The 25,670-nt window shown below is 69.1% G+C and carries 21 protein-coding genes; 15 read left to right on the plus strand and 6 right to left on the minus strand.

The window, feature by feature from the left end:
• The first annotated feature begins 14 nt into the window (after positions 1–14).
• Positions 15–614, plus strand: coding sequence for a haloacid dehalogenase (locus tag C6376_RS24440; protein ID WP_159083241.1), 600 nt, complete (start codon positions 15–17; stop codon positions 612–614).
• A gap of 74 nt (positions 615–688) precedes the next feature.
• On the opposite strand, the gene C6376_RS24445 is transcribed toward C6376_RS24440, so the two are convergent.
• The gene (locus tag C6376_RS24445) at positions 689–1,753 is read right to left on the minus strand and encodes a LacI family DNA-binding transcriptional regulator (protein WP_107445399.1); all 1,065 of its coding nucleotides are present in this window, start codon (positions 1,751–1,753) and stop codon (positions 689–691) included.
• A 496-nt stretch (positions 1,754–2,249) separates the two neighbouring features.
• Between C6376_RS24445 and C6376_RS24450 the strand changes: the two genes are divergently transcribed.
• The 12 genes from C6376_RS24450 to C6376_RS24500 all read left to right on the plus strand — a co-directional run bounded on the left by C6376_RS24450 (position 2,250) and on the right by C6376_RS24500 (position 18,750).
• Positions 2,250–3,560, plus strand: coding sequence for an ABC transporter substrate-binding protein (locus C6376_RS24450; RefSeq protein WP_107445400.1), 1,311 nt, complete (start codon positions 2,250–2,252; stop codon positions 3,558–3,560).
• A gap of 38 nt (positions 3,561–3,598) precedes the next feature.
• Positions 3,599–4,579: a carbohydrate ABC transporter permease gene (locus C6376_RS24455; protein WP_107445401.1), complete on the plus strand. Its 981-nt coding sequence runs from the start codon at positions 3,599–3,601 to the stop codon at positions 4,577–4,579.
• Positions 4,576–5,463 carry a carbohydrate ABC transporter permease gene (locus C6376_RS24460; RefSeq protein WP_107445402.1) on the plus strand — a complete coding sequence of 296 codons (888 nt, stop codon included), beginning with the start codon at positions 4,576–4,578 and terminating at the stop codon, positions 5,461–5,463. The genes C6376_RS24455 and C6376_RS24460 overlap by 4 nt, the downstream gene beginning before the upstream one ends.
• Before the next feature lie 164 nt (positions 5,464–5,627).
• Positions 5,628–8,606 (plus strand): glycoside hydrolase family 2 TIM barrel-domain containing protein, encoded by a 2,979-nt coding sequence (locus tag C6376_RS24465; protein WP_173985910.1) that lies wholly within the window; start codon positions 5,628–5,630, stop codon positions 8,604–8,606.
• A gap of 449 nt (positions 8,607–9,055) precedes the next feature.
• The gene (locus tag C6376_RS43900; RefSeq protein ID WP_159083242.1) at positions 9,056–9,952 is read left to right on the plus strand and encodes a hypothetical protein; all 897 of its coding nucleotides are present in this window, start codon (positions 9,056–9,058) and stop codon (positions 9,950–9,952) included.
• A gap of 19 nt (positions 9,953–9,971) precedes the next feature.
• Positions 9,972–11,123 carry a glycosyltransferase family 2 protein gene (locus tag C6376_RS24470; RefSeq protein WP_159083243.1) on the plus strand — a complete coding sequence of 384 codons (1,152 nt, stop codon included), beginning with the start codon at positions 9,972–9,974 and terminating at the stop codon, positions 11,121–11,123.
• A gap of 11 nt (positions 11,124–11,134) precedes the next feature.
• Complete coding sequence (locus C6376_RS24475; RefSeq protein WP_107445404.1) at positions 11,135–12,424, plus strand: aminotransferase class III-fold pyridoxal phosphate-dependent enzyme; 1,290 nt, start codon at positions 11,135–11,137, stop codon at positions 12,422–12,424.
• Positions 12,421–13,455, plus strand: coding sequence for a zinc-binding dehydrogenase (locus tag C6376_RS24480; protein ID WP_173985720.1), 1,035 nt, complete (start codon positions 12,421–12,423; stop codon positions 13,453–13,455). Before C6376_RS24475 ends, C6376_RS24480 begins: the two co-directional genes overlap by 4 nt.
• Before the next feature lie 64 nt (positions 13,456–13,519).
• On the plus strand, positions 13,520–14,788 hold the full coding sequence (locus C6376_RS24485) for an MFS transporter (RefSeq protein ID WP_107445405.1): 1,269 nt from the start codon (positions 13,520–13,522) through the stop codon (positions 14,786–14,788).
• Positions 14,773–15,423, plus strand: a complete 651-nt coding sequence (locus tag C6376_RS24490; RefSeq protein ID WP_107445406.1) for an HAD family phosphatase — start codon at positions 14,773–14,775, stop codon at positions 15,421–15,423. Before C6376_RS24485 ends, C6376_RS24490 begins: the two co-directional genes overlap by 16 nt.
• 469 nt (positions 15,424–15,892) lie before the next feature.
• Positions 15,893–16,966 (plus strand): LacI family DNA-binding transcriptional regulator, encoded by a 1,074-nt coding sequence (locus tag C6376_RS24495; protein ID WP_107445407.1) that lies wholly within the window; start codon positions 15,893–15,895, stop codon positions 16,964–16,966.
• A 392-nt stretch (positions 16,967–17,358) separates the two neighbouring features.
• Positions 17,359–18,750: an ABC transporter substrate-binding protein gene (locus tag C6376_RS24500; protein WP_107445408.1), complete on the plus strand. Its 1,392-nt coding sequence runs from the start codon at positions 17,359–17,361 to the stop codon at positions 18,748–18,750.
• Positions 18,751–19,324: 574 nt separating this feature from the next.
• Here C6376_RS24500 and C6376_RS24505 read toward each other — a convergent pair.
• Positions 19,325–20,089: a uracil-DNA glycosylase gene (locus tag C6376_RS24505; protein ID WP_254076403.1), complete on the minus strand. Its 765-nt coding sequence runs from the start codon at positions 20,087–20,089 to the stop codon at positions 19,325–19,327.
• Positions 20,090–20,321: 232 nt separating this feature from the next.
• Here C6376_RS24505 and C6376_RS24510 point away from each other — a divergent pair, with 232 nt between their 5' ends.
• The gene (locus tag C6376_RS24510; RefSeq protein ID WP_107445410.1) at positions 20,322–20,678 is read left to right on the plus strand and encodes a DUF488 domain-containing protein; all 357 of its coding nucleotides are present in this window, start codon (positions 20,322–20,324) and stop codon (positions 20,676–20,678) included.
• 164 nt (positions 20,679–20,842) lie between these two features.
• Complete coding sequence (locus tag C6376_RS24515; protein WP_107445411.1) at positions 20,843–21,247, plus strand: STAS domain-containing protein; 405 nt, start codon at positions 20,843–20,845, stop codon at positions 21,245–21,247.
• Between the two features lie 265 nt (positions 21,248–21,512).
• Here the strand turns inward: C6376_RS24515 and C6376_RS24520 are convergent, their stop codons facing one another.
• Genes C6376_RS24520 through C6376_RS24535 form a run of 4 tightly spaced genes read right to left on the minus strand, consistent with a single transcriptional unit; the run spans position 21,513 to position 25,475 of the window.
• Entirely contained in the window at positions 21,513–22,823 is a 1,311-nt protein-coding gene (locus tag C6376_RS24520; protein ID WP_107445412.1) for a dihydrolipoamide acetyltransferase family protein, read from the minus strand.
• An 11-nt stretch (positions 22,824–22,834) separates the two neighbouring features.
• Entirely contained in the window at positions 22,835–23,854 is a 1,020-nt protein-coding gene (locus C6376_RS24525; protein WP_107445413.1) for an alpha-ketoacid dehydrogenase subunit beta, read from the minus strand.
• 3 nt (positions 23,855–23,857) lie between these two features.
• The gene (pdhA, locus tag C6376_RS24530) at positions 23,858–24,991 is read right to left on the minus strand and encodes a pyruvate dehydrogenase (acetyl-transferring) E1 component subunit alpha (protein WP_107445414.1); all 1,134 of its coding nucleotides are present in this window, start codon (positions 24,989–24,991) and stop codon (positions 23,858–23,860) included.
• A gap of 37 nt (positions 24,992–25,028) precedes the next feature.
• Positions 25,029–25,475, minus strand: a complete 447-nt coding sequence (locus C6376_RS24535; protein ID WP_216825603.1) for a CBS domain-containing protein — start codon at positions 25,473–25,475, stop codon at positions 25,029–25,031.
• Positions 25,476–25,670 lie beyond the last annotated feature (195 nt).

Here is a 25,670-nt window from a genome sequence, read left to right on the forward strand (position 1 = left end):
CTGCTCTAGCCGCCGTGTTTTTCTCAGTGGACTGCATCCTGGTCAGGGGAAGCAGCCTGTCCCGCCTTGTCGAGGAACGCCTCGGACTGAGCGGGGCCTCGAGCGTGCATGAAACCCACGCCACCGACGCGGCACGCTGGGCGGGCATCCCGGAGAACGCACTGCACACCCAGCTCGCGGGGCTGCCCATGATCCCCGGAATCGCGGAGACCACGCAGTGGTGCTGGAGCAGCGGCCTGATGCCGATCATCTCCAGCCTCACCTGGACCCCGATCGGCGCGCACCTCGCCGAGCGGTTCGGTTTCCACTCGTATGCGGGGCGCTGCCTGGACGCGAGGAACGGAAGGTTCACGGGTCAGGCCGGCTGCCCGTACACGCCCGCGGATCAGGTCGAGTTCGTCCAGCGACGTTGCGACGATCTCGGGGTCGCGCCCCACGGCTGCGCGGCCGTGGGCGCGTGCCCGACCGACGGTCCGCTCTTCGACTCGGTCGGCCTCGCCATTGCCTTCAACGCCCCGCGGGAGGTGAGCGCACGCGCTACCACCGCCGTCGAGGGAGACGACCTGCGCGCCGTGATACCCGCGCTGCAGCGTCTCACCGCCAACGGGGTCTGAGCGACGACGACGGCGCTGGCGGCGGCGGTGCGTGCGGCGTGTCTGCTGCATCGGCCGGTCGCCCGGGGCGGTGCTCAGGTGGTGTGCGAAAGGCTCTGGCCCTTGGAGGACGGTGGCGGTGCGGTCGAGCATCGGACGACGAGTGCGACCGGTGGCGCGCTTGCCGGCGGCAGTTCCGTGTCCGGTTTCTCGATGGCGTGGACGAGCAGTCCGACTCCCTGCCGTGCCGCGGCGTCGAAGGGCTGCCGCACGGTGGTCAGCGGCGGAGAGACATAGGCGAAGACCGGGTTGTCGTCGAACCCGACGACGCTGACGTCCTCCGGCACGCGCCGTCCGGCTTCCCGCATGGCGTGGATCAGGCCGATGGCCATCTCGTCGCCGGCCGCGAACACCGCGGTCACCGAGCTGTCCGAGGCAAGCTCGCGACCCGCCGCGTACCCGGAGGCGGGCGACCAGTCACCGTTGAGCAGCGGCGGCTCGTGCGCGCCCCGCGCCGTGAGTGCCGCCCGCCATCCCTCAATACGGTCCTTGGTGGCGTACCACCCATGTGGACCGGCGAGGTGGTGAACGGTCGCGTGTCCCAGATCCAGCAGATGCTCGGTGGCCGCCCGAGCCAGTTCGGGTGCGCCCACACCCATGGTCACGGTCCGGGTGGCGGTGAATGCGGGCGGCGCCCCCAGGAAGAGGACGGGGACGTCGACACCGACGCTGACGTCCCCGTCCACGATGGGTTCGGAGACGATGACGCCGTCCACCCCCTGCTCCAGCAGCGACTCCACCGCCCCCGCGATACCCGCGGGGTCGCCGTCCGCCGTGTTGACCACACGGAGCGCGTAGCCCGCGTCGCGCACGGCCCGCTCGATGTGCACGAGCAGTGAAGCGGTGCCGTACCCGGCGGTGCCCAGGGCGACCACGCCGATGGAGCCGGTACGCCCGGAGGCCAGGGTCCTGGCCGCCTGGTTCAGCCGGTAGCCGAGTTCCTCAGCGGCTGCGAGGACTTTTGTGCGGGCCTTCTCGGAGACATACGGCTCGTTGTTGAGGACCCGGGACACCGTCTTGCGGGACACCCCGGCCAGGCGGGCCACGTCCGCGCTGCGCGGCACGGGGGAGCCCTCGCTCCGTCCCACCACTGTTGCCATGAAGTCTCCCGACGGCCGTGCGTCTGCATCGAACGAGGTCAACTATATGACCACGCGGTCTGATCGCGTGGTCATGTCTACGTAGCCGAGAGCTGTACGTCAAGAGTTCCCGCGGTTTCGATTCCGGTGGGCGGCAGTGGATCCGGTGGGGGTGAGCGGTCGGCTCCGGGTTGTGCGGCCACCTGGAGAGGGGTCGCCTCTGTCGGGTATACATGCTGGTCAAATGGCAGAATCTCACTCGCGGGTCCGCTCGCGAAGCGTCGTCGTCGTTCCCGCCCGACGGGCGAGCCGTCCGGCTTCTCGACGTGTGCGGTCGGTCCTGAGCGGCGGCCGGAGGGGCTTGACAGCGACTCCCCGGACCGTTCAGGCTTCCTCGCAGCCGCCGGTCGTATTTGTTCGATCGTGTTGAGTCTTGGTCGCATGAGTGACCGTTTTTGCCGTCGCATCCCTCGGTCGACCCGCCGTCTCGGGTTCGGCCGTCCTGTCAGGAGCCAAAATGAACCCTTCGTCCTTCGGCCGGCCGGTGCCTGCCGCGAGCCGCCGTACGGTCTTGCGTGGTGTCGCCGGTGCTGCGGTTCTGGGTGCCGGTGTGCCGGTGCTCAGTGCCTGTGGCGGCAGTGGTGGCGCTGCCGACCCGAAGACGGTCACGCTCGGTTCCAACGCCTCGGACGCGGTGCCGAAGAAGGCGTTCGCCGAGATCTACGCGGCGTTCACGAAGCAGTCGGGGATCGCGGTGGACGTGAACACCAAGGACCACAACACGTTCCAGGAGCAGATCAACTCCTATCTGCAGGGCACGCCGGACGACGTGTTCAACTGGTTCGCGGGTTACCGGATGCAGTTCTTCGCGGCCAAGGGCCTGGCCTCCCCGGTCGACGACGTGTGGCAGAAGATCGGGGGCAACTTCCCCGACGCGATGAAGGCGCTGAGCAAGGGCGCGGACGGCAAGTACTACTTCGTGCCGGTCTCCACGTCGATCTGGGGGGTCTTCTACCGCAAGAGCGTGTTCCAGCAGCACGGTTACACCGTCCCGGCGACCTTCGACCAGCTGCTCGCGCTGTGTAAGCAGATGAAGAAGGACGGTCTGGTCCCGTTCGCTTTCGGCGACAAGGACGCCTGGCCCGCGCTCGGCACCTTCGACCAGATCAACTTCCGTACCAACGGCTACGACTTCCATGTCGAGCTGATGGCGGGCAAGGCGTCGTGGACGGATGCGAAGGTGCGCACCGCCTTCGACCACTGGGCCGAGCTGCTGCCCTACCACCAGGACGGCGCCGTCGGCCGGACCTGGCAGGACGCCGCCCAGACGCTGATCTCGAAGAAGGCGGGCATGTACCTGTTCGGCAGCTTCGTGGCCCAGCAGTTCACGAACAAGGCCGACCTGGACGACCTGGACTTCTTCCCCTTCCCGCAGATCGACCCCGCCCACGGCCAGGACACCGTCGAGGCGCCCACCGACGGCTTCATGCTCTCCAAGAACCCCAGGAACAACACCGGTGCGCTCAAACTCCTGGAGTTCCTGGGCACGCCGCAGGCCGAGCAGATCTACCTGAAGTCCGACCCGAGCCTGGTCGCCGCCTCCAACAAGGCCGACACCTCCTCCTACACCGCACTGCAGAAGAAGGCGTACGCGACGATCGCCGGCGCCAGGCACCTCACCCAGTTCATGGACCGCGACAGCCGCCCGGACTTCACCTCCACGGTGATGCAGCCCGCGCTGCAGAAGTTCGTCCGCGACCCCAAGGGCATCGACGGCCTGCTGGCATCGATCGAACGCCAGAAGAAGACGATCTTCGCCTCCGGCTGAGACCCACCCTCCTGCTGAAGCGGACGAACACCGACACCATGAGCTCCGAAACCACACCGAAGACCCCGCAGGCGGCCCCCCCACCGCCTGCGGGCACCGCACCCCCGAAGAAGCGGGCCCCGCTGGGCCACCGGCGGCTGCTGACCCGCCGCGACCGGCTCACCCTCACCCTGATGGCCGGCGTGCCCACGGTCCTGCACATCGCCCTGGTCTGGGTCACCGCCCTGGCCTCGATCGCGCTGGCCTTCACCACCTGGGACGGCATCGGCTTCGGCTCCATCACCTGGGTGGGACTGGACAACTTCCGGGAACTGTTCACCAACAACCCGCAGTTCTGGCCCGCCGTCGAGCACAACATCGTCTGGTTCGTCGTGCTCATCCTGGTCCCGACCCCGTTCGGGCTGTTCCTGGCCGTCCAGCTGGACAAGAAGATCCGCTTCAGCCGGCTCTACCAGACGGCGTTCTTCCTCCCGGTCGTGGTCTCGATGGCCGTCATCGGCTTCGTCTGGCAACTGGTCTACAACCCCGACACCGGCCTGATCAACAACCTCATCGGCGCGAACCGGCCAGGCCACTACATCGACTGGATCGGCGACCCCGACCTCAACCTGTGGGCCGTCCTCATCGCCGCGTCCTGGCGCCACGCCGGCTACATGATGATCCTCTACCTCGCCGGACTCAAGGGCGTCGACCCCTCCCTGCGCGAAGCATCCGCACTCGACGGCGCCAACGAATGGCAGACCTTCAAAAACGTCGTCTTCCCCACCCTGCGCCCCACCAACACCGTCGTCCTCGTCGTCACGATCATCGAAGCGCTGCGCGCCTTCGACCTCGTCTTCGTCTTCAACAAGGGCGCCCAGGGCACCGAACTGCTCTCGATCCTGGTCACCAACAACATCATCGGCGAGTCCAGCCGCATCGGCTACGGCTCCGCGATCGCCGTGGTCCTGCTGGTGATCTCCCTCGCCGTGATCATCCCCTACCTCGTGTCGACCTTCCGGAAGGAACGCAGCGCATGAGCACCGTGAACGCGCTCCAAAAGCAGCGCACCCCACCGCGGCCCGCCCGGATCCTGCTGCACACCTTCCTCGCCGCCACCGCCCTGGCCTGGCTGGCCCCCCTGCTGTGGGCCCTGTTCGCCGCCCTGCGCCCCTACGCCGAGACCAGCACCAAGGGCTACGTCTCCTGGCCCGACACCCTCAGCCCGGACAACTTCACCGACGCCTTCGAACAGTCGGACATGCTCCACTACCTCGCCAACACCCTGCTGGTGGCCGTCCCGGCGGTACTGCTCACCCTGTTCCTCTCCTCCTGCGTCGCCTTCTACGTCAGCCGCTTCGACTTCCGCGTCAACCTCTTCCTGCTCCTGGTGTTCACCGCCGGCAACCTGCTCCCCCAACAGGTGATCATCACCCCGCTGTACCGCCTCTACCTGCTGGCCGACCTGCCCGGCATCACCATGAGCGGCAAACTGTACGACTCCGCGCTCGGCCTGGTCCTCATCCACGTCGCCTTCCAGTCCGGCTTCTGCGCCTTCGTCCTCGCCAACTACATGCGCTCACTGCCCCACGAACTCACCGAAGCCGCCCTCGTCGACGGCGCCTCCGTATGGCGGCTGTACTGGCAGATCGTGCTCCCGCTGTGCCGCCCCGCCATGGCCGCGCTGGCGACCCTGCTGTCCATCTGGATCTACAACGACTTCTTCTGGGCCATCGTGCTGATCTCCACCGGCGAGAACATGCCGATCACCTCGGCCCTGAACAACCTCTCCGGCCAGTACTTCACCGACCCCAACCTCGTCGCGGCCGGCGCCCTGCTCACCGCGATCCCCACCCTGATCGTGTACTTCGTCCTCCAACGCCAGTTCGTCAGCGGTCTCACCCTTGGCGCCAACAAGGGCTGAAGCACGACTCGTTCACGTTCCTCACACCTCCCGGAGTACCACCAGTGACCACCGAACGCCCTCTCCGCCTGCCCGGCATCGCCTACGGCGGTGACGACAACCCCGAGCAGTGGCCCGAGGAGGTGCGGGCCGAGGATCCGTTGACCAACAAGGTCGTGAGCCCCTTGCCCTCCCAGCTCTCCGCGTACGTGTCGGACACCGCACCGTGGCGCGGCGCCCTGCGTCCGGCTCGCTCCTGGCTGCACTCCGACGCCCCCGCCCAGTCGCTGAACGGCCCTTGGCAGTTCCGTCTGTCGCCCACGGCGGCCGTCGCCGAGCACTTCGCCGCCGAGGAGTTCGACGATCGGGGCTGGGACAGCATCCCGGTGCCCGCGCACTGGGTGCTGGAAGGCGACGGCGCCTACGGCCGGCCGATCTACACGAACGTCCAGTACCCGTTCCCGATCGACCCGCCGCACGTCCCCGACGAGAACCCCACCGGCGACTACCGCCGCCACTTCGATCTCCCCGAGGACTGGTCGGACGCCGAGCGGATCCTGCTGCGGTTCGACGGGGTGGAGTCGCTGTTCCGGGTCTGGGTGAACGGCGTCGAGATCGGCAGCGCCACCGGCAGCAGGCTGGCCCACGAGTTCGACGTCACGTCCGCGGTGCGACCTGGCGACAACGTCGTCGCCGTACGGGTGCACCAGTGGTCGGCCGCCAGCTACCTGGAGGACCAGGACCAGTGGTGGCTGCCGGGCATCTTCCGGGACGTCACCCTGCTCGCCCGCCCGGTCGGAGGTGTCGAGGACGTCTGGCTGCGCACCGGCTACGACCACGGAAACGGCCGTATCGACCCGGAGATCACCGCTGACGCCGCCGCGTTCCCCGTCACCCTGCGCATCCCCGAACTCGGCGTCGAGCGGGTCTGGGCCACCCCGGCCGACGTGGCGCCCCTCGACATCGCGGGCGTGGAACCGTGGTCGGCCGAGCAGCCACGCCTGTACGACGCGGCCGTGTCCTCGGCCGCGGAGAGCATCGCCCTGCGGGTCGGCTTCCGCACGGTCGAGATCCGCGGCGACCGGTTCCTGGTCAACGGCCGCCGTGTCGTCTTCCATGGGATGAACCGGCACGAGGCCCACCCCGAGCGCGGCCGGGTCTTCGACGAGGAACACGCCCGCGCGGACCTGGCCCGCATGAAGCGGTTCAACGTGAACGCCATCCGCACCAGCCACTACCCCCCGCACCCCCGGCTGCTCGACCTCGCCGACGAACTCGGTTTCTGGGTCGTCCTCGAATGTGATCTGGAGACCCACGGCTTCGAGAACGTCGACTGGGCCGACAATCCGAGCGACGACCCTGCCTGGCGCGCGGCCTACCTGGACCGCGTCGAGCGCACCGTGGAGCGGGACAAGAACCACCCCGGCATCGTGATCTGGTCACTCGGCAACGAGGCCGGAACCGGCGCCAACCTGGCCGCCATGTCGGCCTGGGCCCACGCCCGCGACCCCGAGCGTCCCGTGCACTACGAAGGTGACTACACCGGTGAGTACACCGACGTCTACTCCCGCATGTACCCGACGATCCCGGAGATGGAGCAGATCGGCACGGACGGTTCCCGCGCGCCGCTGCTCGGCTGTACCCCCGCGCAGGGCGCCCGGCAGCGCACCAAGCCGTTCCTGCTCTGTGAGTACGCCCACGCGATGGGCAACGGGCCGGGTGCCCTCGACCAGTACGAGGAACTGGTCCACCGGTTCCCGCGGATGCACGGCGGATTCGTCTGGGAGTGGCGCGACCACGGCATCCTGACCACGGCCCCGGACGGGACGCCGTACTACGCCTACGGCGGTGACTTCGGGGAGGTCGTGCACGACGGCAACTTCGTGATGGACGGGATGGTGCTCAGCAACGACGTGCCGTCGCCGAGCCTGCACGAGTTCAAGGCGGTCACGCAGCCGATCCGCTTCGCCTTCGACGGCGACAAGCTCGAGATCACCAACCTGCGGCACTCGGCCGACACGTCCGACCTGCGCTTGCGCTGGCGCGTCGAGCACGACGGGAACCTCGTGGACTCGGGGGAGTGGGACGCCCCGGCCCTCGCGGCGGGCGAGTCGGGGCGGGTGGCGTTGCCGCCGGTCACGACGGCCCCGGACGGCGAGACCTGGCTGACGGTCGAGGCGGTGCTGGCGACGGCGACCGCCTGGGCACCGGAGGGGCATGAGATCGCCACCGCCCAACTCGACCGCTCGGTACGACGGCCGGCGCCCGCCGCCCGACCTCGGCGCGACTGGCGGCCCGGCGAGGGAACGCTCACCCTCGGCATCGCCGAGTTCACCGGCGGCTCCCTCACCCGCCTCGCCGGGCGCCCCGTGACCGGCCCACGCCTGGAGCTGTTCCGCGCGCCCACCGACAACGACGAGAGCCGGGCCGACCGGCTGGAGGGCAGCGACAACAGCGTCCTCGGGGTGTCCAGTGCCGACACGTGGCGCCGTGACGGCCTGGACCGGCTGACCGCGCGGCGCATCGGCGTCGAGCAGACCGCCGACGCCCTGCGCACCGTGGACCGGGTCTCCGCCGCGGACTCCGCCCTCTCGGTGACCGTGGAGTCCGTCTGGTCGATCGAGGACGGCGAACTCGAACTGCGTGTGGAGATCGAACCCTCGCGCGGCTGGCGGTCGGTGTGGCCGCGGATCGGCGTGCGCTTCGAACTGCCCGACGGGACGGCACCCGTCGACGGCGCGGACTGGTTCGGCCTGGGTCCGCTGGAGTCCTACCCCGACAGTCTCAACGCGGCCCGCGCCGGCCGCTTCTCCTCCGCGGTCCGGGACCTCGCGGTCGACTACGCGCGCCCTCAGGAGACCGGCCACCGCTCCCAGATGCGCCGCCTCACGCTGACCAGTGGCGGCACCGAGGTACTGCGGCTGGTGGCCCTCCCCGACGCCCGCGGCCGGCGCCCCGGTTTCACCCTCGGCCGCCACACCCCCCAGCAGATCGCCCGGGCCGCACACCCCTTCGAGCTTCCGGAGTCGACCACGAGCCACCTGATCATCGACGCCGTCCAGCACGGACTCGGCTCCCGGTCCTGCGGGCCGGACGTGTGGCCGGAGTTCGTGCTGCGCCCCGAAGCCCGCACCATCAGGCTGCGCATCACACCGGGCGCCTGAGCGACAGAGCCCGCCGGCGACGGTGTTGCCCGCCGAGGGCCGGCGGGCCCACCGGGTGCTGCGCGGCCCGGCGGTGGGGGCGGCCGAAGGTTCCCCGAACGATCGTCCCGGCCCGAGGGCTGCCTCGACGAGCAGCCGGTCGGCGGCGAGGTGCGGGAGTTCGGGACCCGGGTGCCGATGGCGGAGCCGGGCGCCTTCCGCATCCCCTCTTCGAGATCGTGTGGGCCGAGGCCGAGGCCGACGCGGGGCCTGTGCCGGGACCGACGGGCCCCGGGCCGCCGTCGACGGGGCCCGGGGCCCGTCGACCGGGCGAAGGCCACCGGCCCCGCCAGGACCGGCCCGGCGCACCCTTCGTCAGCGACGGGCGGAAACAGCGGTGCGGCCTTCAAAGATGCATCCGCGGGTTTGCACACCGTCTGGCAACCAAACAGAAACCAGAGAGACTCGACATGAAAGCATCTCCGCCTCTTGTCGCGGTGATAGAGCCGGTTGAGCCGGATCTGCTCAGAGCCTTCATCGCGCACTACCGGGACACGGTCCGGGTACGGGAGTTCCATCTGGGTCTCCACTTCACGGAAGACGCCCCGCAATCAGTTCGGGAGGAACTGATATCCGTGTGCGAGGAGCTGATCGGCCCTCCGGTGGTCATCAGCCAGGGAGCCTGGCACGAGACCGTGCACAGCGAGTTGCGCGACCATCTGCGCGCCCGCGCCGGCGTCGGCTGGCATGTGATCGCGGACGTCGACGAGTTCCACGACTACCCGGTTCCGCTGACCGAGTTGACCGACGCCGCCGAGAGCGCGGGCAGCCCCATCGTCGGAGGACTGCTGCTCGACCGTGTGAGCGAGGACGGGTCCATGCGGCCGTGGTCGTCCGAGGAGGGGCTGGACCGGTCGTATCCGCTGGGCGGCTTCCTCACCCCCAGACTGCTGGGCGGCAATCCCGGCAAGATCGTGGCCGCTCACTCATCGGTTCGACTCGGCCTCGCAAGTCACCGCAGCCTGGACGGATTTCCCGTCAACCGTCCGCTGGTTCCGGTGCACCGCTTCAGGTGGCGCGCCGGGATCCTGCAGGACCTGGCACGCCGGGTCGCCAAGTACGAGACCGGGGCGTGGCGCGAGACCGGGCCTTGGATCCGGAACGAGGTCTTTGCGCTGCTCCGCCACGTGGAGCCGCGGGACGGCCGCGTCGACGTGGCCGACAAGCGCTTCGGGCTGCGCCCCACTGCTTTCGGCAGAATCCCTGAAGGGTGGGAAAAGGACTCCGTGGAACTCCTCGACGAAGCCATGGGAATGTGCGACGAGGACAAATGGTCCACGGTCCAGGCACCCATCCCGAATTCCTGAAGACAAGGTGAGTGCTTCGGTGTTGAACACAGTCGTCATACCAGTCCACCAAGAACTCTCCGTACTGCGAATCTTCTTGGACTCCCTCGTCCGTACCCTGGAATCCGATACGCAGCTCCTCGTCGTCAACGACGGTTCGGGAGCAGCCGTGCAGACCTTCCTCGAGGAGCGCCTGTTTCCGCTCAAGGAGAGCGGGGTCGTTGTCGAGATCATCCAGCACGAGGATCCGTTCGGCTGTGCCGCCTCGATCAACGAGGCGCTGCCTCTGGTACTCGGGGACTACGTCTACCTCATTGACTCGGACATCATCCTGGAACCTGAGTGGCAGTCCCGGATGCGCGCCACCCTGGAGAGCGACGAGTCGGTCGGGATGACCGGAGGCGTGCTCGTCTACCCGCAGACGGGCGGCATCCAGCACTGCGGAGTGACGTTCACCGACTCGGTCGGGCGGCATCTCCTGCTGAACGCCCGGCCCAGTGCGCTGCCGCATGACCGCTATCCGGTCCAGCTGGTCGTGTTCGCCCTGTTCGCGATGAAACGTCAGGTCCTGGAGGAGACCGGTTCGCTCGACGAGGACTTCTTCAACGGCTACGAGGACTTCGACTTCCAGATGCGTGCCCGGTCCCTGGGCTACCGGACTCTGGTCGATCCGCGGGTGGTGGCTTACCACTGGGAGCGGAGCAACGGCATCCACCGGGTGAGCAACAGGAAGAGCAACCTCGGACGCTTCTGGAAGCGCTGGGGCCACGCTCTCGAGCAGGACCTGTGGGACCGGCTCTTCACCCGCCTTGAGGAGGCGGTGGCCGGGACTCCGGCAAGTGACGCCCCGACCGTCGGGGTGGATCTGGCGGAGGCACGCGGCGACGCCACGGAGTTCTGGAAGCGGCTCGCCCGGCAGACGTGGAGACCGGAACGGGTGCTCAACGCGTCCCACAAGGTCTCGACCGGGACCCCGGTTCCACTCGCGCAGGTACTTCCGTCCGATCTGCTGCGTGAGGAGTCGCGGCTCCTGCTGCTGACCGACAACTTTGTGCAGCTTTCGGACAACTGGCTCTGGTGGAAGGAACGTTCCACTGTGCGCGGTGACGATCTCATCGTCGACCTGTACGGCAACTGCGTCACGAGTGCGGAACTTCAGGCCGGCTGTTGGCCCGGCCGGAAGATCAGATGAGGAGATCCCCCATGGAGCCCGCCGCATCATCCGACCTGCTCCCGGTCGACTTCCCGCTCAGCCTGCGCTGGCTGGAGAAGAGTGAACGCATCATCCCCGCCGGTTGCAGCACGCTCGCGAAGTCGCCCTCACGGGTCCTGCCCGGAACGACCGCGATCTGCTGCGCGGAGGCGAACGGCGCCTACTTCAAGGACATCGACGGCAACACCTGGCTCGACTGCGAAATGGCCATGGGAACCGTCCCGTGGGGACACGCTCGCAGAGAAGTGGAGGAAGCCGTCGTCGCCCAACTTCGGCGCGGTGTCTCCTTCTCGCTGCCCGCCCCGCTCGAGGCCGAGGTCGCGGACCGGGTGCTCCAGCGGTTCGGCCGGTACGACGCGCTGCGCTTCTGCAAGAGCGGTGCCGACGCGGTGACGGGTGCGCTGCGCATCGCCCGCGCCGCCACCGGCCGCCAGATCGTCGTGGCGACGAGTTACCACGGCTGGCACGACTGGTCTGCCTACGGCCACTACGGCCGGCAGCCGGGCCCGCTCGGCATCCCGGACTCCGTCGCGGACACCACCCGCTGGGTGGGCGGATCCGACCCGGCGGCCCTGGAAAGCGTCCTGGCGCAGACATGGGGAGCATGTGCCGCAGTGGTTCTCTGCCCGAACACCTGGGCAGTTGCGGACCTGCGACGCGCGGTCAGCTCATGCCGCCGGGCCGGGGCCGTCGTCGTCTTCGACGAAGTGACCTCCGGCATCCGTATGGGCCGCCAGGCCACGGCTGGGGAATACGGTCTGTGGCCGGACCTGATGTGCATCTCCAAGGGAATGGCCAACGGCCTCCCCCTGGCCGCTGTGCTCGGCCCGGCCGAGCTCATGGACCAGGCCACCCACACCAAGTTCAGCAACGCGCACTCCAGTGAATGCCTGGCGCTGGCGGCCGCGCTGGCGTGCGAGGACCTCATGAGCCGTACGCCCCTCTGGCCCACCTGGCGCGACCGCACGGCAGTGATGCTCGATCGCCTGAACGCGGAGATCACACGTCTGGGCCTCGATACCGAACTGGTCGTGGAGGGAACCCACGCCAGCTTCGCACTGCGCAGCCGCGGCATCGCCGACTTCTGGTCGGATCCGTTCCGCGAGCACCTGATCCGCGTGCTGGCAAGGAAGCGGATCTTCTCCAAGGGCTATCTGGTCTTCTCGGACGCCCATGGCCCCGAGGAACTGGAGACGGTCGAGTCGGCGCTGCTGACCACACTCCGTGAATGGCCCCCCGCGTCGTCCGTAACGCCCTCCCAGAGAAGGACCGCACGATGAAGGCTCTGGTGTACGTCACCGCCGGCAAAGTGGAACTGCGCGAGGTACCCGAACCCGGTTTGGTTCACGCTCACGACGTGAAGGTCCGGATGTACGGCACGGGCGTCTGCGGCAGTGATCTCAAGATCGTTCAGGGTAAGTACGCCATCGGGCAGGAGGGCACGATTCTCGGCCACGAGGGCGTGGGCACCGTCACAGAGGTCGGCCCGGCCGTCGCCGGCCTCAAGGCCGGCGACCGGGTCGTGATCAACCCGACCCAGTCCTGCGGGCTGTGCCCTGCGTGCAGGGTCGGCCATTACTGCTACTGCGAACGCTTTGAGGACCACCAGGTCGGTTACTCGCTCCCGGGAACGTTCGCCGACTACTACGTCGGACACGAGCGGTACCTCTACCGGATACCCGACTCCATGAGTTGGCGGACAGCGAGTCTCATCGAACCTCTGGGCTGTTCGCTCAACGGGCTGGTGAAGGCTCAGGTCACGGCGGGAGACTCGGTCCTCGTCCTTGGCAGTGGGCCGATCGGACTGCTCTGCCAGAGCATCAGCATGAAACTCGCCCGCCTGACGGTCGCCACAGACCTCAGCCCGTTCCGGCGCGAGTTCGCCCGCACCATCAGCGACCACGTCGTCTCTCCCGACGAGCTGACACCGTCGCTGCTCCGCGAGGTCAACGGCGGCCGCCGCTTCGACATCGTGATCGACGCCGTGGGCAATCAGATCGAGACCGCTCTGTCCTACGTGGCGAAGGGCGGGAGGGTGGTCCCGTTGGGTTGCGACGACAGCTACACGGCCGCGGTGAAGCCGGTGGATCTGATCGACAACGGCATCAGCATCGTGGGGGCCGTACCCCTGCACGACGCCATCGGACCAGCGATGGAATTCGCGCGTCGACTGCCGGAACTTGAGCGAATGGTCACCACGGAGGTTCCTCTCGAACACTTCATGGAAGCGTTCGAGGCGGCCACGGGCGTGGACTCCGCCACGGGCGAGCCTCGCCCTCTCACCACTGTGAAGGCGCTTCTCCTCTCTTGACCGACGCCCGGCGCTCTGCCCTCGCGCGGCGGAGCGCATCCGGGCTTCCCAGAACGGACCCCTCGTGAGATCCATCCTGCTGAAGGACCTGCCTCCGAACGCCAGGTACTGCGTCCTTCTCGAACCGTTGTGGGCGCTGACCGGGACGGTCGTGCTCTACTACGCCACGCTCTACATGAAGTCCGTCGGACTGAGCAATCTCTCCATCGGTGTCATCCTGTCAGCGAACCTCTACGCCGCCTTTCTCTTCCAGATCATCGCCGGAGCCGTGACCGACCGGCTGGGGCGCAGGACGACATCCCTCGTGTTCGACCTGATCGGCTGGGCGCTGCCCATGGCGCTCTGGGCGATCGCGACGAACTTCTGGATCTTCCTGATCGCCGCTCTGTTCAACGCCTGCGCAAGCATCGTCAACACCTCCTTCAACCTCCTCGCCACCGAGGACACTCCGGAGGAGGGCCAGCCCCGTGTCTTCGCCGCGATAAAGCTGATTGCCATGGGTGCTGGGCTTCTTACCCCGATCGCCGGTGCCCTCATGGGGCAGTACGGCGTGGTCTCCACCCTGCGGGTCATCTACGGCGTCGGCGCGGTCATGATGTTCGTCCTCTTCGTCTGGCGTCACCGCCTGGTCCACGAGACGGTCGCGGGCAAGGCCGCCATGAAGCGGCGCGGTTCCACCGGCATGGCCCGCAGTGTCGCCACGAACCTACGGCTGTTCTGGCAGTTGTCACGACAGCGCCGGATGTGGCCTCTCGTCGGTCTGTACATCGCCACCAGCCTGGCAGTGACGATCAACGTCTTCCAGGTCGTCTACCTGGCGGACAACCTCGGGATCGGCGCCGACACCATCTCCTGGATCCCGGCGCTGACCGCAGCCGTGGCACTGGTCTGCTTCCTGCTGTTGCTGCCCCGGCTGCGGGGACGCTCCGTCGTGAACACCGCCCGAACGGCCCTCGCGCTGAGCGCTGCGGGTTGGCTGCTGTTCCTGCTGGTGCCGAGGCATGGAGTCTTCCTGCTGATGCTGAGCAGCACGCTGATCGCCGCCGGCGTGTTCCTCACGGAGTCCTATCGCGACACCATCATCGTGGGGACACTCGATGACAGGAACCGGGCCGCGATGTTCAGCGCCCTGCAGAGCGTGACCGCCATGATGGCGATTCCCTCCGGCTATGTCGCGGCACTTCTGTACGACACGCAGCCCCGGCTGCTCTTCGTCGTCATCTTCCTGCTGTACACGGTCGGAGCGATCTTCGCCTGGATGCTGCGGCCCGCGTCCGCGCCTTGTGACGACGTCGATCCCATCACACCGGAGGCGACGTGGTCAGAGGCCTGATCCTCGACTTCGACGGGTTGATCGCCGACAGCGAGTCGATCTGGCACCACGTCCTCAGCAGCATGTACTCCGGACACGGCGCTGTACTGTCCCAGGACGACTGGCTCAGAGGGGTCGGTGCCACTCTGGCGGAGTTCGACCCGTTCGAGGAGCTTGCGGCACTCGTCGGGGATCCCGCGCTGCGGGACTCCTTCGAGGCGGACGGCGAGTCGATGTTCCGCGAGCTGATGGAGGAGTCCGTTCCGCTGCCGGGTGTGATCGAACTGCTCGACCAAGCGGCGGCACACGGTCTCCGATGCGCGGTCGCTTCCAGCTCGGGCCGCGAGTCCGTCGTACCCTATCTGCGCCAGTTCGGGATCCTCGATCGCTTCGCCCATGTGGTCACACGCGACGCCGTGCCGAACGCGAAGCCCGCTCCCGATCTTTTTCTGGAGGCGTTGTCGCGCCTCCGGTTGAGCCCCCATGAGGCACTCGCTTTCGAGGATTCCCTGCCAGGGTTGAAAGCCGCCCGAGCCGCCGGTCTGCGTTGCATCGTCGTAGCTGGCCCCAACGCCGGCGACGTCGACTTCAGTGGCAGCCATCTCCGGATCACCACCTTGCAGGGCTTTGAACTGTCCTGTGAGATCTCGGCTTGACGACCCGCGGAGCCGCAACGACCCCGGCCGGGGGTGGTGATCGCACGTCGGAGGCTGCCGCAGTGGCCCGCGAGGGCGATATCGCACTGTCCCCGACCGGGCCCGTAAGCGCCCCTCCCTGGTCGGCCTCGATGGTGCCCGCCTCGCCGCCCGGGTGTTCCTGAATCCGCTCGTCCGCGAGGCGTCGGCCATGCCCGGCTTCGCTGATCGCGAGGGTGCGCGGCCGGTCATCTGCCCCTCGGCGTCAGCGTGTCGCTGTTCTGCCATCCATTGGAGAACAGGATGCGCGTGCCCCTTGTGTCTGTACGGGAGTCGTAGCGCGAAGTCGCGCCGGGTGAATTTCTCGATTGCGGGAGTTTGCGCGGACTCTTGACGTCTCAGCTTCGAGTGCGTAGATATGTCTGCGCAGTCATGACAGCGCAGACATGCGAGACGGGCGTTGCCGACTGCCGGAGATCAGGAGACACCCATGGCACGACTGGCAAGTCGCAGCGCAGGTACCGCACCTCGCAGCGTCGACGTGGCGCGCGTGGCGGGTGTCTCACAGAAGACGGTGTCCCGGGTCATGAACGGGGAACAGTACGTCTCCGGTGAGGTGCGCCGGCGCGTTCTCGAAGCCGCCGAAGGGCTCGGATACCGGCTGAACCATGCCGCCCGGGCCCTGGCCTCCGGACGGACCCGGTCCATCGGCGTGGTGACGCTCGGAACCGCTCTGTACGGTCCGGCCTCGCTGCTGATGGGAGTCGAGCGTGCCGTCCGCGACACCGGCTACGCGCTCCGTGTGGTCAACACGGTGGAGGGTGACGCCGCGGGTATCGCCGGCGCCGTCGACTCGCTCCTCGATCAGGGTGTGGACGGCATCGTCATCTCCGAGCCGATAGACGAGGAGGGGGGCGAGGACCTCACCGCCCGCCTGGACGTGCCGGTCCTTGTCCTCGGCGCACCGCCGCCGTTCGCTGTTCATCGAGTGGTGACCGCGGGGCTGGTCTCGCACCGGCTGGCAGCGGCCCTCACCGAGCACCTGCTCCAGCTGGGGCACGTGACTGTCCACCACCTGGCCGGTCCGCAACGCTGGTATGCCGCCCGGGACCGCCTCGAGGGATGGCGGGCGACGCTGGCCGCGCACGGCAGACGCGAACCGCCTGCCCTGGTGGGCGACTGGTCCGCCGCATCGGGATACCGGGCGGGCCGCGGGCTGGTCGACGCCGACGACGTCACGGCGGTCTTCGCCGCAAACGACGACATGGCCATCGGTCTGATCCGCGGGCTGCTGGAATCCGGTCGGCGCGTACCGCAGGACGTCAGTGTCGTCGGCCTCGACGACATTCCGGTGGCCGCCTACGTCTCGCCTCCTCTGACAACGGTGCGCCAGCCGTTCGACGCGACGGCGCAGGACGGCATCAGGCGTCTGGTCCACGCCATCGAGAACCCTGACGAGAACCCGATCGCCGTGCACGACCCACCGGTCGACCTCGTCGTGCGTGCCTCGACGGCGCCCCCGCCGAACCGGACGACCCCGGACGGTCCGCCCATCAGGGCCTGACACCGCTCCGACCCCGCTCCCGGTCACCCGGGGCAGACCGGCCCATCCACAGCTCGTCGCCCGCGGTCACCCTCACCTGCTCCACCACTCGCACCTGGGCGAGCGAGCCGATCCATCTGCAATCCGGTCTCGCAGCGCCCGTCACCAGGGGCGAGGCCTGGGCGCCTCTCTTCGGTCCGATCGCCGCCCGGGCCCTCCGCCCCTCTCATGCCTTCACTCGCGTGAGCCCTTCGCCGGTCGAGGACCTTGACGGGCACGGGCGCCGGACCCGCGAAGAACCCCTCGCCTCCGGCCGGCCGCACCCCGCCTCTCACGCCGGTCATCCGCTGGCATCGCCCACGGCGCGCCGCCGACCGGTGCGCACCCATTCCCTACGCTCTGCGGAGTTCACCATGTCCAGATTCTTCACCGACGTCTCCTCAACCTCCCTGAACAGACGTGGCTTCCTCGCCGCGACCGGCGCTCTTACCCTCGCCACCACGCTGTCCGCCTGCGGCGGCACAGGCGGATCGGACGGCGCCGCCGCGTCCGACCCGGTCAGCCAGGCCGACATCGACAAGGCGATGAAGACGCCCACCGAGCTGACGTTCTGGACGTGGGTTCCGAACATCGACAAGGAGATCGCGCTCTTCCAGCAGAAGTACCCGGCCATCAAGGTCAAGGCCGTCAACGCCGGCCAGGGCGTGGCCCACTACGCGAAGCTGCGCACCGCGCTCAAGGCCGGCAGCGGCGCCCCCGACGCCGTGCAGGTCGAGTACCAGGCGATCCCGACGTTCACGATCACGAACAGCCTGCTGAACCTGAGCCCCTACGGCGCCGCCGCGCTCAAGGACACATTCGTCGACTGGACCTGGGGGCAGGTCAGCGGACCGCACGGCGAGGTCTGGGCGATCCCCCAGGACACCGGTCCGATGGGCTTGCTGTACCGCAAGGACATCTTCGACAAGCACGACATCAAGGTGCCCACGACCTGGGACGAGTTCGCCGCCGCGGCGCGCAAGCTCCACAAGGCCGACCCTGACGTCTATATGACCAACCTGGCGGCGAACGAGGCCGCGGCCTGGCACGGTCTGCTGTGGCAGGCGGGTGCCAAGCCCTATGCGACGTCCGGGGAGGGCGAGGTCAGCATCAACGTCGACGGCTCCCTGTCCCGGATGCTCGGGGACTTCTGGGGCGGCCTCGCGGAGGAAGGCGTCATCGGGACCGAGCCCGACTTCGCCGACTCCTGGTACGCCGCGCTCAACAAGGGCAAGTACGCCACCTGGATCACGGCCGCCTGGGGCCCGGCGTTCCTGTCGGGGTCGGCCAAGTCCACGGCCGGTCGGTGGCGGGCCGCGCCCCTGCCGCGGTGGGACTCCGCCGAGCCGAGTTCGGGCAACTGGGGCGGCTCGACGACCGCGGTCGTCAGGACCAGCAAGAACCCGATCGCGGCGGCGTTGTTCGCCCAGTTCCTCAACGGCGACCCCGCGAGCGCGAAGATGTTCGCCACCGAGCAGTTCTTCTTCCCGGCGACCAAGGCGCTGCTCGCGGACACCGATTTCTTGAGCAGCGCTCCGTCCTTCTACGGCGGTCAGAGGGTCAACCAGGTGTTCGCCGACGTCAGCTCCACGGTGAACTCCACGTTCAAGTGGCCGCCGTTCCTCGACCAGGCCGCCACGGACTGGACCGAGACGGTCGGCAAGTCCCTCGCCGACCGTACCAACACCTCCCGGGCGCTGGGCACCTGGCAGACGCGGCTCACCACGTACGCCAAGAAGCAGGGCTTCACGGTCCACACGTCCTGACGGTGTGCGGGGCCCGCGCTCCGGCGTGGGCCCGCCCCCTCACCCGCCGGCACGGTCATCCTCGGAACGGGCTGACGATGACTGCCGCAACCGCGGCCTCCCCCAAGGGGCGGCACCGAGCAGGGCCGCCCCGCCGCGTCGATGGCCCGGTCGGCGTACTTATCCGGGTGGACGAAGATCGTGTCGCGGTCCTGCTTGCCCCGCAGGTGTCCCTTGGACGGCGGTGGCCGTGCTCGTAGGCGATGCGGGCGTTGGCGATGGCGGCGCGTCCACGCAGCGTGGCCGACCTCGATCGAGACCCGCCCGTCCACACCCCCGCCGATCCGTCGGCAGGCGAGCGCTTTCGCCGCCGCAAGCAGTCGGGTTCCGATGTCAGGCAGTGCCGTCAGACCGGGCCCCTGCCGGTATCTGCCCCGTGCCGCTGGCGGAGCTGTCCTCGTACGAACTCACCGCTACCAGGGCCGTTGGGGCGTGCGGACGCGTCCTGAGTGCGGGAGGCCCGGGATCACCGTCCGCCCTCCGACCGCTCCCTCATCGACGTCCGGTTGTCGGACCACACGGAAGGGCGGTGGGGCTACGGGCGCTGCGGATCCTGTGGCAGCCCGGCGATCAGGGCTCCCCGGTGCAGCACGTCCCGCAGCATCGCGGGGGTCAGGGTCCGGGTGGACATGTTGCGCCGGCTGGGGTGGTATCCGCCGATCAGATGCATCCGCCGTTCACCGGTCGCGTCGGTGAGGAGGGCTTCGGCGCCGTGTCCGAAGGCCGGGCGAGGGCGGGGCAGCTGCCAGCCCGCGCTCGTGAGCACGGGCAGCAGTGCCTGCCAGGCGAAGCCGCCGAGCACCACGATGGCCCGCAGGGTCGGTAGCAGGAGTTCCAGTTCTCGGGCCAGCCACGGGCGGCAGGTGTCGCGCTCGGTGGTGGTGGGCCGGTTGTCGGGCGGTGCGCAGTGCACCGGCATCGTGATCCGCACCCCGTGCAGTTCCAGCCCGTCGCCCCGGTGGGTGGCGGTCGGCTGAGAGGCCAGCCCGATGTCGTAGAGGGCGGCGTACAGAGCGTCGCCGGACGGGTCACCGGTGAAGATCCGTCCGGTGCGGTTGCCTCCGTGCGCGGCCGGAGCCAGACCGACGATGGCCAGGGGTGCGTCCGGCGGGCCGAAGCCGGGCACGGGACGTGCCCAGTACTCCCATTCCTGAAACGCCCTGCGCTTGACCCTGGCGGCTTCCTCCCGCCAGGCCACCAGCCGGGGGCACGCCCGGCAGGTGGCCACCGCCGCGTCCAGTTCGCTCGGGGAGCCCACCAGGGGAGCCGTCCGAGCGGGAAAATCGTGTGATTCGGGCAGGAGACGTCTGCTGGGCACATCCGGCTCCTCGTCACGTCAATACGCCGAAACGGACTCCGTAGCTCTGCGCTCGGACGGCGATCGTCATGGGTGACCCGACGGGATCCCGACGGGTTCGCAGGACCTGTCCCCGATAAAGTGGACGAGTCGGAACCATCCGCTCCGCAGTAGGGCACGGACCTGTCCACCCGATCAAGGCCGGGGCGGTCGACCGATCTGGAAGGGCACCATCATGGCCGAACGGATCACCTGTCGCAGAGTCTACGAGGAGACCGCGCCTCAGGACGGCAAGCGCGTGCTGGTCGACCGGGTCTGGCCCCGGGGCATGCGCAAGGAGGACGCGCATCTGGACGAGTGGCTGCGTGACGTCGCCCCCTCCAGCGAACTGCGCAAGTGGTACGGCCACGAGCCCGGCCGCTTCGCCGAGTTCCGCCACCGCTACCTGGCGGAGTTGCGCGACGCCGGGCACCGCGAGGCCGCCGAACATCTGCGTGACCTGGCCGCACACGACAAGATCATGCTGCTGACCGCCACCAAGGACGTGGACCACAGCCAGGCCGCTGTCCTCGCCGAGTGGCTGGCCGAGTAAGACCCGGTGATCGGCACATGAGGAACCGGCAGTGGCGGTGGTCGTCGTTCACGCGCACTCGCCCTTGCCCAGGCTGCGATCGGCCCTGCCCGGCCGACGCCGCCGCATCGTGTCGGCCTCGTGCCGGCATGGTGCGCCGCCCGCAGACGTGAAGAGGGAAGGCAATGCGAACGAACATCATCCGGCGCGAGAGCATGATGGTGAGCTATGACGTGGTCAACGACTGGAGCGTGGTCGAGGTCGACGGTGACGTGGACACCCACACCGCCCCCATGATCCGGGAAGGAGTGATCAAGCTCCTCGACGAGGGTCACCGTCACTTCGTCCTGGACCTGGGCTTCGTCCCTTTCATGGACTCGATGGGGCTGGGCGTGATCGTGGCGATCACCAAACGCATCCGTGAACACGAAGGCTCGCTGCGTATCGCGTCCGTCTCCAGCCGGATACTCAGGCTCTTCGACCTCAGCGGCATGCGCGAGAGCTACGACATCTACCCCTCAACAGCGGAAGCGACGCAGTCCACTCCCTCACCCGGAAGCCTGAAACACTGGCCCCACCCGTCGAGCTGAGGGACGATCACGACCTGTCGTCGCTGCCCGCCCTGAGCGACACCCAGGGCTGTTGCTCGGTAGACGATTGCCGTGGGGAGGTGGGCGTGCCGTCCGGATCCAGGCCCAAGGGCCGATGTTCTCGACGCATACGTACGTCCTCGTTCATGTCCCCCGGGTTGCCAGGGTCGGCAGCCTCCCGGTGGAGGGACGCCGCACCCTCCCGATTTCCAGCCGCCGCCCGGATATAGGCAAGGCTGAATCGCCGTCCAGCCATGATGCCCTCCTACACGACGACGCGCAGGGGTTGTTCGAGCAGTTCCCTGAGGTCGGCGAGGAAGAGAGCACCGGTGGCGCCGTCCAGGACCCGGTGGTCGACGGACAGGGTCAGCGCCATCACGGTGCCGGCCGCGAGTTCGCCGTCGCGGACGACGGGTTGGGGGTGGGCGGTGCCGACGGCGAGGATCGCGGCCTGCGGGGGGTTGATGACGGCGGTGAAGTGGTCGATGCCGTAGGGGCCGAGGTTGCTGATGGTGAAGGTGCCGCCCGTCAGGTCGTCCAGGGTGAGGTGTCCGTTGCGGGCCTTTTCGGTGAGGCCGCGCGCTTCATGGGCGATGTCGGTGAGGGTCGTGCGGTCGGCGTCGTGGATGACGGGGACGGTCAGTCCGTCGTCGAGGGCGACGGCGATGCCGATGTGGATGCGGCGGTGGCGCAGGATGCGGGTGTCGTCCCAGGAGGCGTTCATCTCCGGGTGGTCCCGCAGTGCCGTGGCGCACGCCTTGATGATCAGGTCGTTGACGCTGATGCGCGGTCCGCGGTCGCCGAGGCGGGTGTTGAGGTCGGCGCGGAAGGCCAGGAGCGGCTGCGCGTCGATGATGGTCGTGAGGTAGAAGTGAGGGGCCTGCTGAGCGCTGTCGGTGAGCCGTTGGGCGGTGAGGCGGCGCACGGTGGTGAGTGGGACTTCTACGGCCTCGTCGGCTTCGGCGACGGGTCCAACGGGTGGCTTCGCCGCGGCCGGTGCTGCCGTGGACGGCGCGCCGGCCGCTGGGCGGGGAGCGGGATGTGCGTCGCCCTGGTCGACGGCCGCGTCCACGTCGGCGCGTACGACGCGGCCGCCGGGTCCGCTGCCGGTGAGGGAGGCGATGTCGATGCCGTGGTGGCGGGCCAGGCGGCGGGCGAGTGGGGAGGACGCGACCCGGGTGGGCGCCGCCGGAGTCGGGACTCGTGGGGCGGCTGCGGGCCGGGACGGTTCCGCGGACGTGGCCGGCGGTGCTGCGGATTCGGCTGAGGTATCGGTCGGCTGGGGCTGGGGCTGGGGCTGGGGCTGCGCAGGCGCGGGGGCTGGTTCTGGCGGGGGTGCGGTGGGCTCGCCGATGACCGCGACCGGGGTGCCGATGGGCACGGTGGTGCCTTCGGGCACGAGAGTGCGGGTGAGTGGGCCCTCGTCGTATGCCTCGAGCTCCATGACGGCCTTGTCGGTTTCGATCTCGGCGATGACGTCGCCTTTGTGGATCTGCTCGCCCTCGTGCTTGAGCCAGCGGCCGAGGGTGCCTTCTTCCATGGTGTCGGAGAGCCGGGGCATGAGGATCTCGGGCATGAACGGGTCTCCTAACCGCGTTCGGACGGCAGGGGCTCGAGCGGGAACCCGGTGGCCTCGAGGACGTCGTGCACCGTGCGGGTCAGGGCGGCGGCATCCGGCAGGGCGGCCCGCTCCAGGGACTTGGCGTACGGCAGGGGAACCTCGGCGGCGGCCACCCGGCGAACGGGGGCGTCGAGGTGGTCGAAGGCGCCCTCCTGGACGGTGGCGGCGATCTCGGCGCCGATGCCGTAGCTGAGCCAGTCGTCCTCGAGCACGATGGCCCGCCCGGTCCTGCGGACCGAGGCGCACACGGTGGGCCTGTCCAGCGGCCGCAGGCTGCGCAGGTCGACCACCTCCGCGGAGATCCCCTCCTCCTCGAGGCGGCGGGCGACGTCCAGGGCGATGACGGCCGCGCGGGAGTAGGCGACGATGGTCACGTCGCGGCCGGGCTTGGTGACGGCGGCGGTGCCGATCGGCACGGTGTGGTCACCGTCGGGCACCTCGCCCTTGGTGTTGTACAGCGCCAGGTTCTCCAGAAAGATCACTGGATCGTCGTCGCGGACGGCGGAGGCGAGCAGGCCCTTGGCATCGGCGGGTGTGGAGGGGGCGAGGACCTTCAGGCCGGGGACGTGGGCGTAGAAGACCTCCAGGTTCTGGGAGTGGGTGGCGGCCAGCTGCTGTCCGCCGCCGCCCGGCGTGCGGATCACCATCGGCACCGAGACCTGGCCGCCGAACATGGCGTGCATCTTCGCCGCGTGGTTGATGATCTGGTCGATGGCCAGCAGGCTGAAGTTGATGGTCATGATCTCCACGACCGGGCGCAGGCCGAGCATGGCGGCGCCGACCGCGGCGCCGGTGAAGCCTTCCTCGCAGATGGGGGTGTCGCGGATGCGGCGGGGGCCGAACTCGTCGAGCAGCCCGGCGGTGATCTTGTAGGAGCCCTCGAACACGCCGATCTCCTCGCCGATCAGGAGAACGTCGTCGTCCCGCAGGAGTTCGGCGCGCAGTGTGTCGTGCAGGGCCTGGCGGTAGGTGACCGTCTGGGGCACCGCTCATCCCTCCCTCTGCCCGCGGGCATCGTCCGGGGCGCCGGGCAGTGGGTCGCCGGGCAGGCCCCGGAAGGTGTTGGCGACCGCGGTGGCGTACTGGTGGTCGAAGAGGGTGTCGACGGACGGGGACGGGCTGGCGTCGGCGAAGTCGACCGCGGCGGTGACCTGCGCATCGGCCGCCTCGTCGATGCGGGCCGCGTCCGTGGGGGTGAGGAGGCCCCCTTCGATCAGACGGGTGCGGAAGGCGGGAACGGGGTCCTTCTCCCTCAGTTGCCGGGTCTCCTCCGTGGTGCGGTAGCGGGCCGGGTCGACGACGGAGTGGCCGCGCAACCGGTAGCCGACCGCCTCGAGCAGCCGGGGGCGATGCTCGCTGCGCGCCTGCTCCAGGGCGGTGCGGGCGGCGTCGCGGACCGCGAGGACGTCGCCGCCGTCGACGCGGGTTCCGGAGATGCGGTAGGCACAGCCGCGGCGGTACAGCTCCGGCTCGCCGGCCGCCGCCGCGACCGGAGTACCCATGCCCAGCTGGTTGTTGACGATGACGTAGACGATGGGCAGATGCCATACCGCGGCGAGGTTGAGGGACTCGTGGAACGCCCCGATGTTGGTGGCGCCGTCCCCCAGCAGGCACATCACCGCTTCGCCGTCCGGCCCCGGCTCGCCGCGGTAGGAGATCGCCAGGGCGGCGCCGGTGGCCGGGGGCAGCTGGCCGCCGACGATGCCGTAGCCGCCCAGCAGGCGCGACCGGGTGTCGAACAGGTGCATCGAGCCGCCACGCCCGCCGCACAGCCCGGTGGTGCGGCCGAAGAGTTCGGCCATCACCCGCCTCGGATCGGCACCGCGCGCGAGGGCATAACCGTGCTCGCGGTAGGTGGTGAAGAGATGGTCGGCGGAGCGCAGCGCGGCCATCAGACCGACGCAGGTGGCCTCCTCACCGAGGTTGAGATGGCAGTAGCCGCCGATCTTCGCCCGCGTGTACATCTCCGCCGCCCGCAGTTCGAAGGAGCGGATCAGCGCCATCCGGCGGTAGTAACCGCGCAGGGCCTCGGCCTCATCGGCGGTGAAGGGGGCGGCGGGTGCGGGGCGGGCCGTGCCCGCGGTGTCGGCGGCCGGGTCGTGCGCCGGTGTTGTTCCGGTCATCGTGGCGGATCCCTTTGCGTCGGTGCGGCCGGATCTCTCAGCTGCCGGGCGGCGCCTCCTGGGCGGTGAAACGGTCGGCGGCATGGCACTTGGGGCAGCGGGCGGGCGGATGCTCGCCGCGGACGGTCTCGCCGCACACCCGGCAGGCCCACTCCGTGGTGAGCAGGGCCACCACGTCGGACCGGCTGACGATGCCGACCAGGCGGCCTCCGGCCAGCACGGGGACCCGCCGGATGCGCCGCTCCACCAGCAGATGGCGGACGTCGTCGACGTCGGTGTCCTCGGTGACACTGACCACGGCCTGGGTCATCACCTGCCCGGCGTTGCCTCCCGCCCGGGCCAACAGGTCGTACTCGCTGACCAGGCCGACCACCGCGCCTGCGGCGTCGAGGACGGGGACGGCGCTGATCCGGCGGCCGTGCAGCACGGCCGCGACGGCGGAAACCGCCGCGTCCTCGGTGACCGTGACGACCGGCGTCGTCATGATCTCCTTGACCTTCATCGCGACCCTCTCGGCTGGAGTGGGGGAGGAGGCGCCTCATCGTGCCCGTTCCGTGCCCATTGAGGAACATCTGTCCGTCTCATCATCGGATGGGTTCTCCGGGCAGGCGAATGCGCGCCATCGGACACGCGCACTCCGGCAGGCGGCCGTGGCCGTGCTCGCGCCGCGCCGTCGGCG

Origin of the sequence: Streptomyces sp. P3, assembly GCF_003032475.1 — a bacterium.
In the GTDB taxonomy this organism is placed as follows: Bacteria; Actinomycetota; Actinomycetes; order Streptomycetales; family Streptomycetaceae; genus Streptomyces.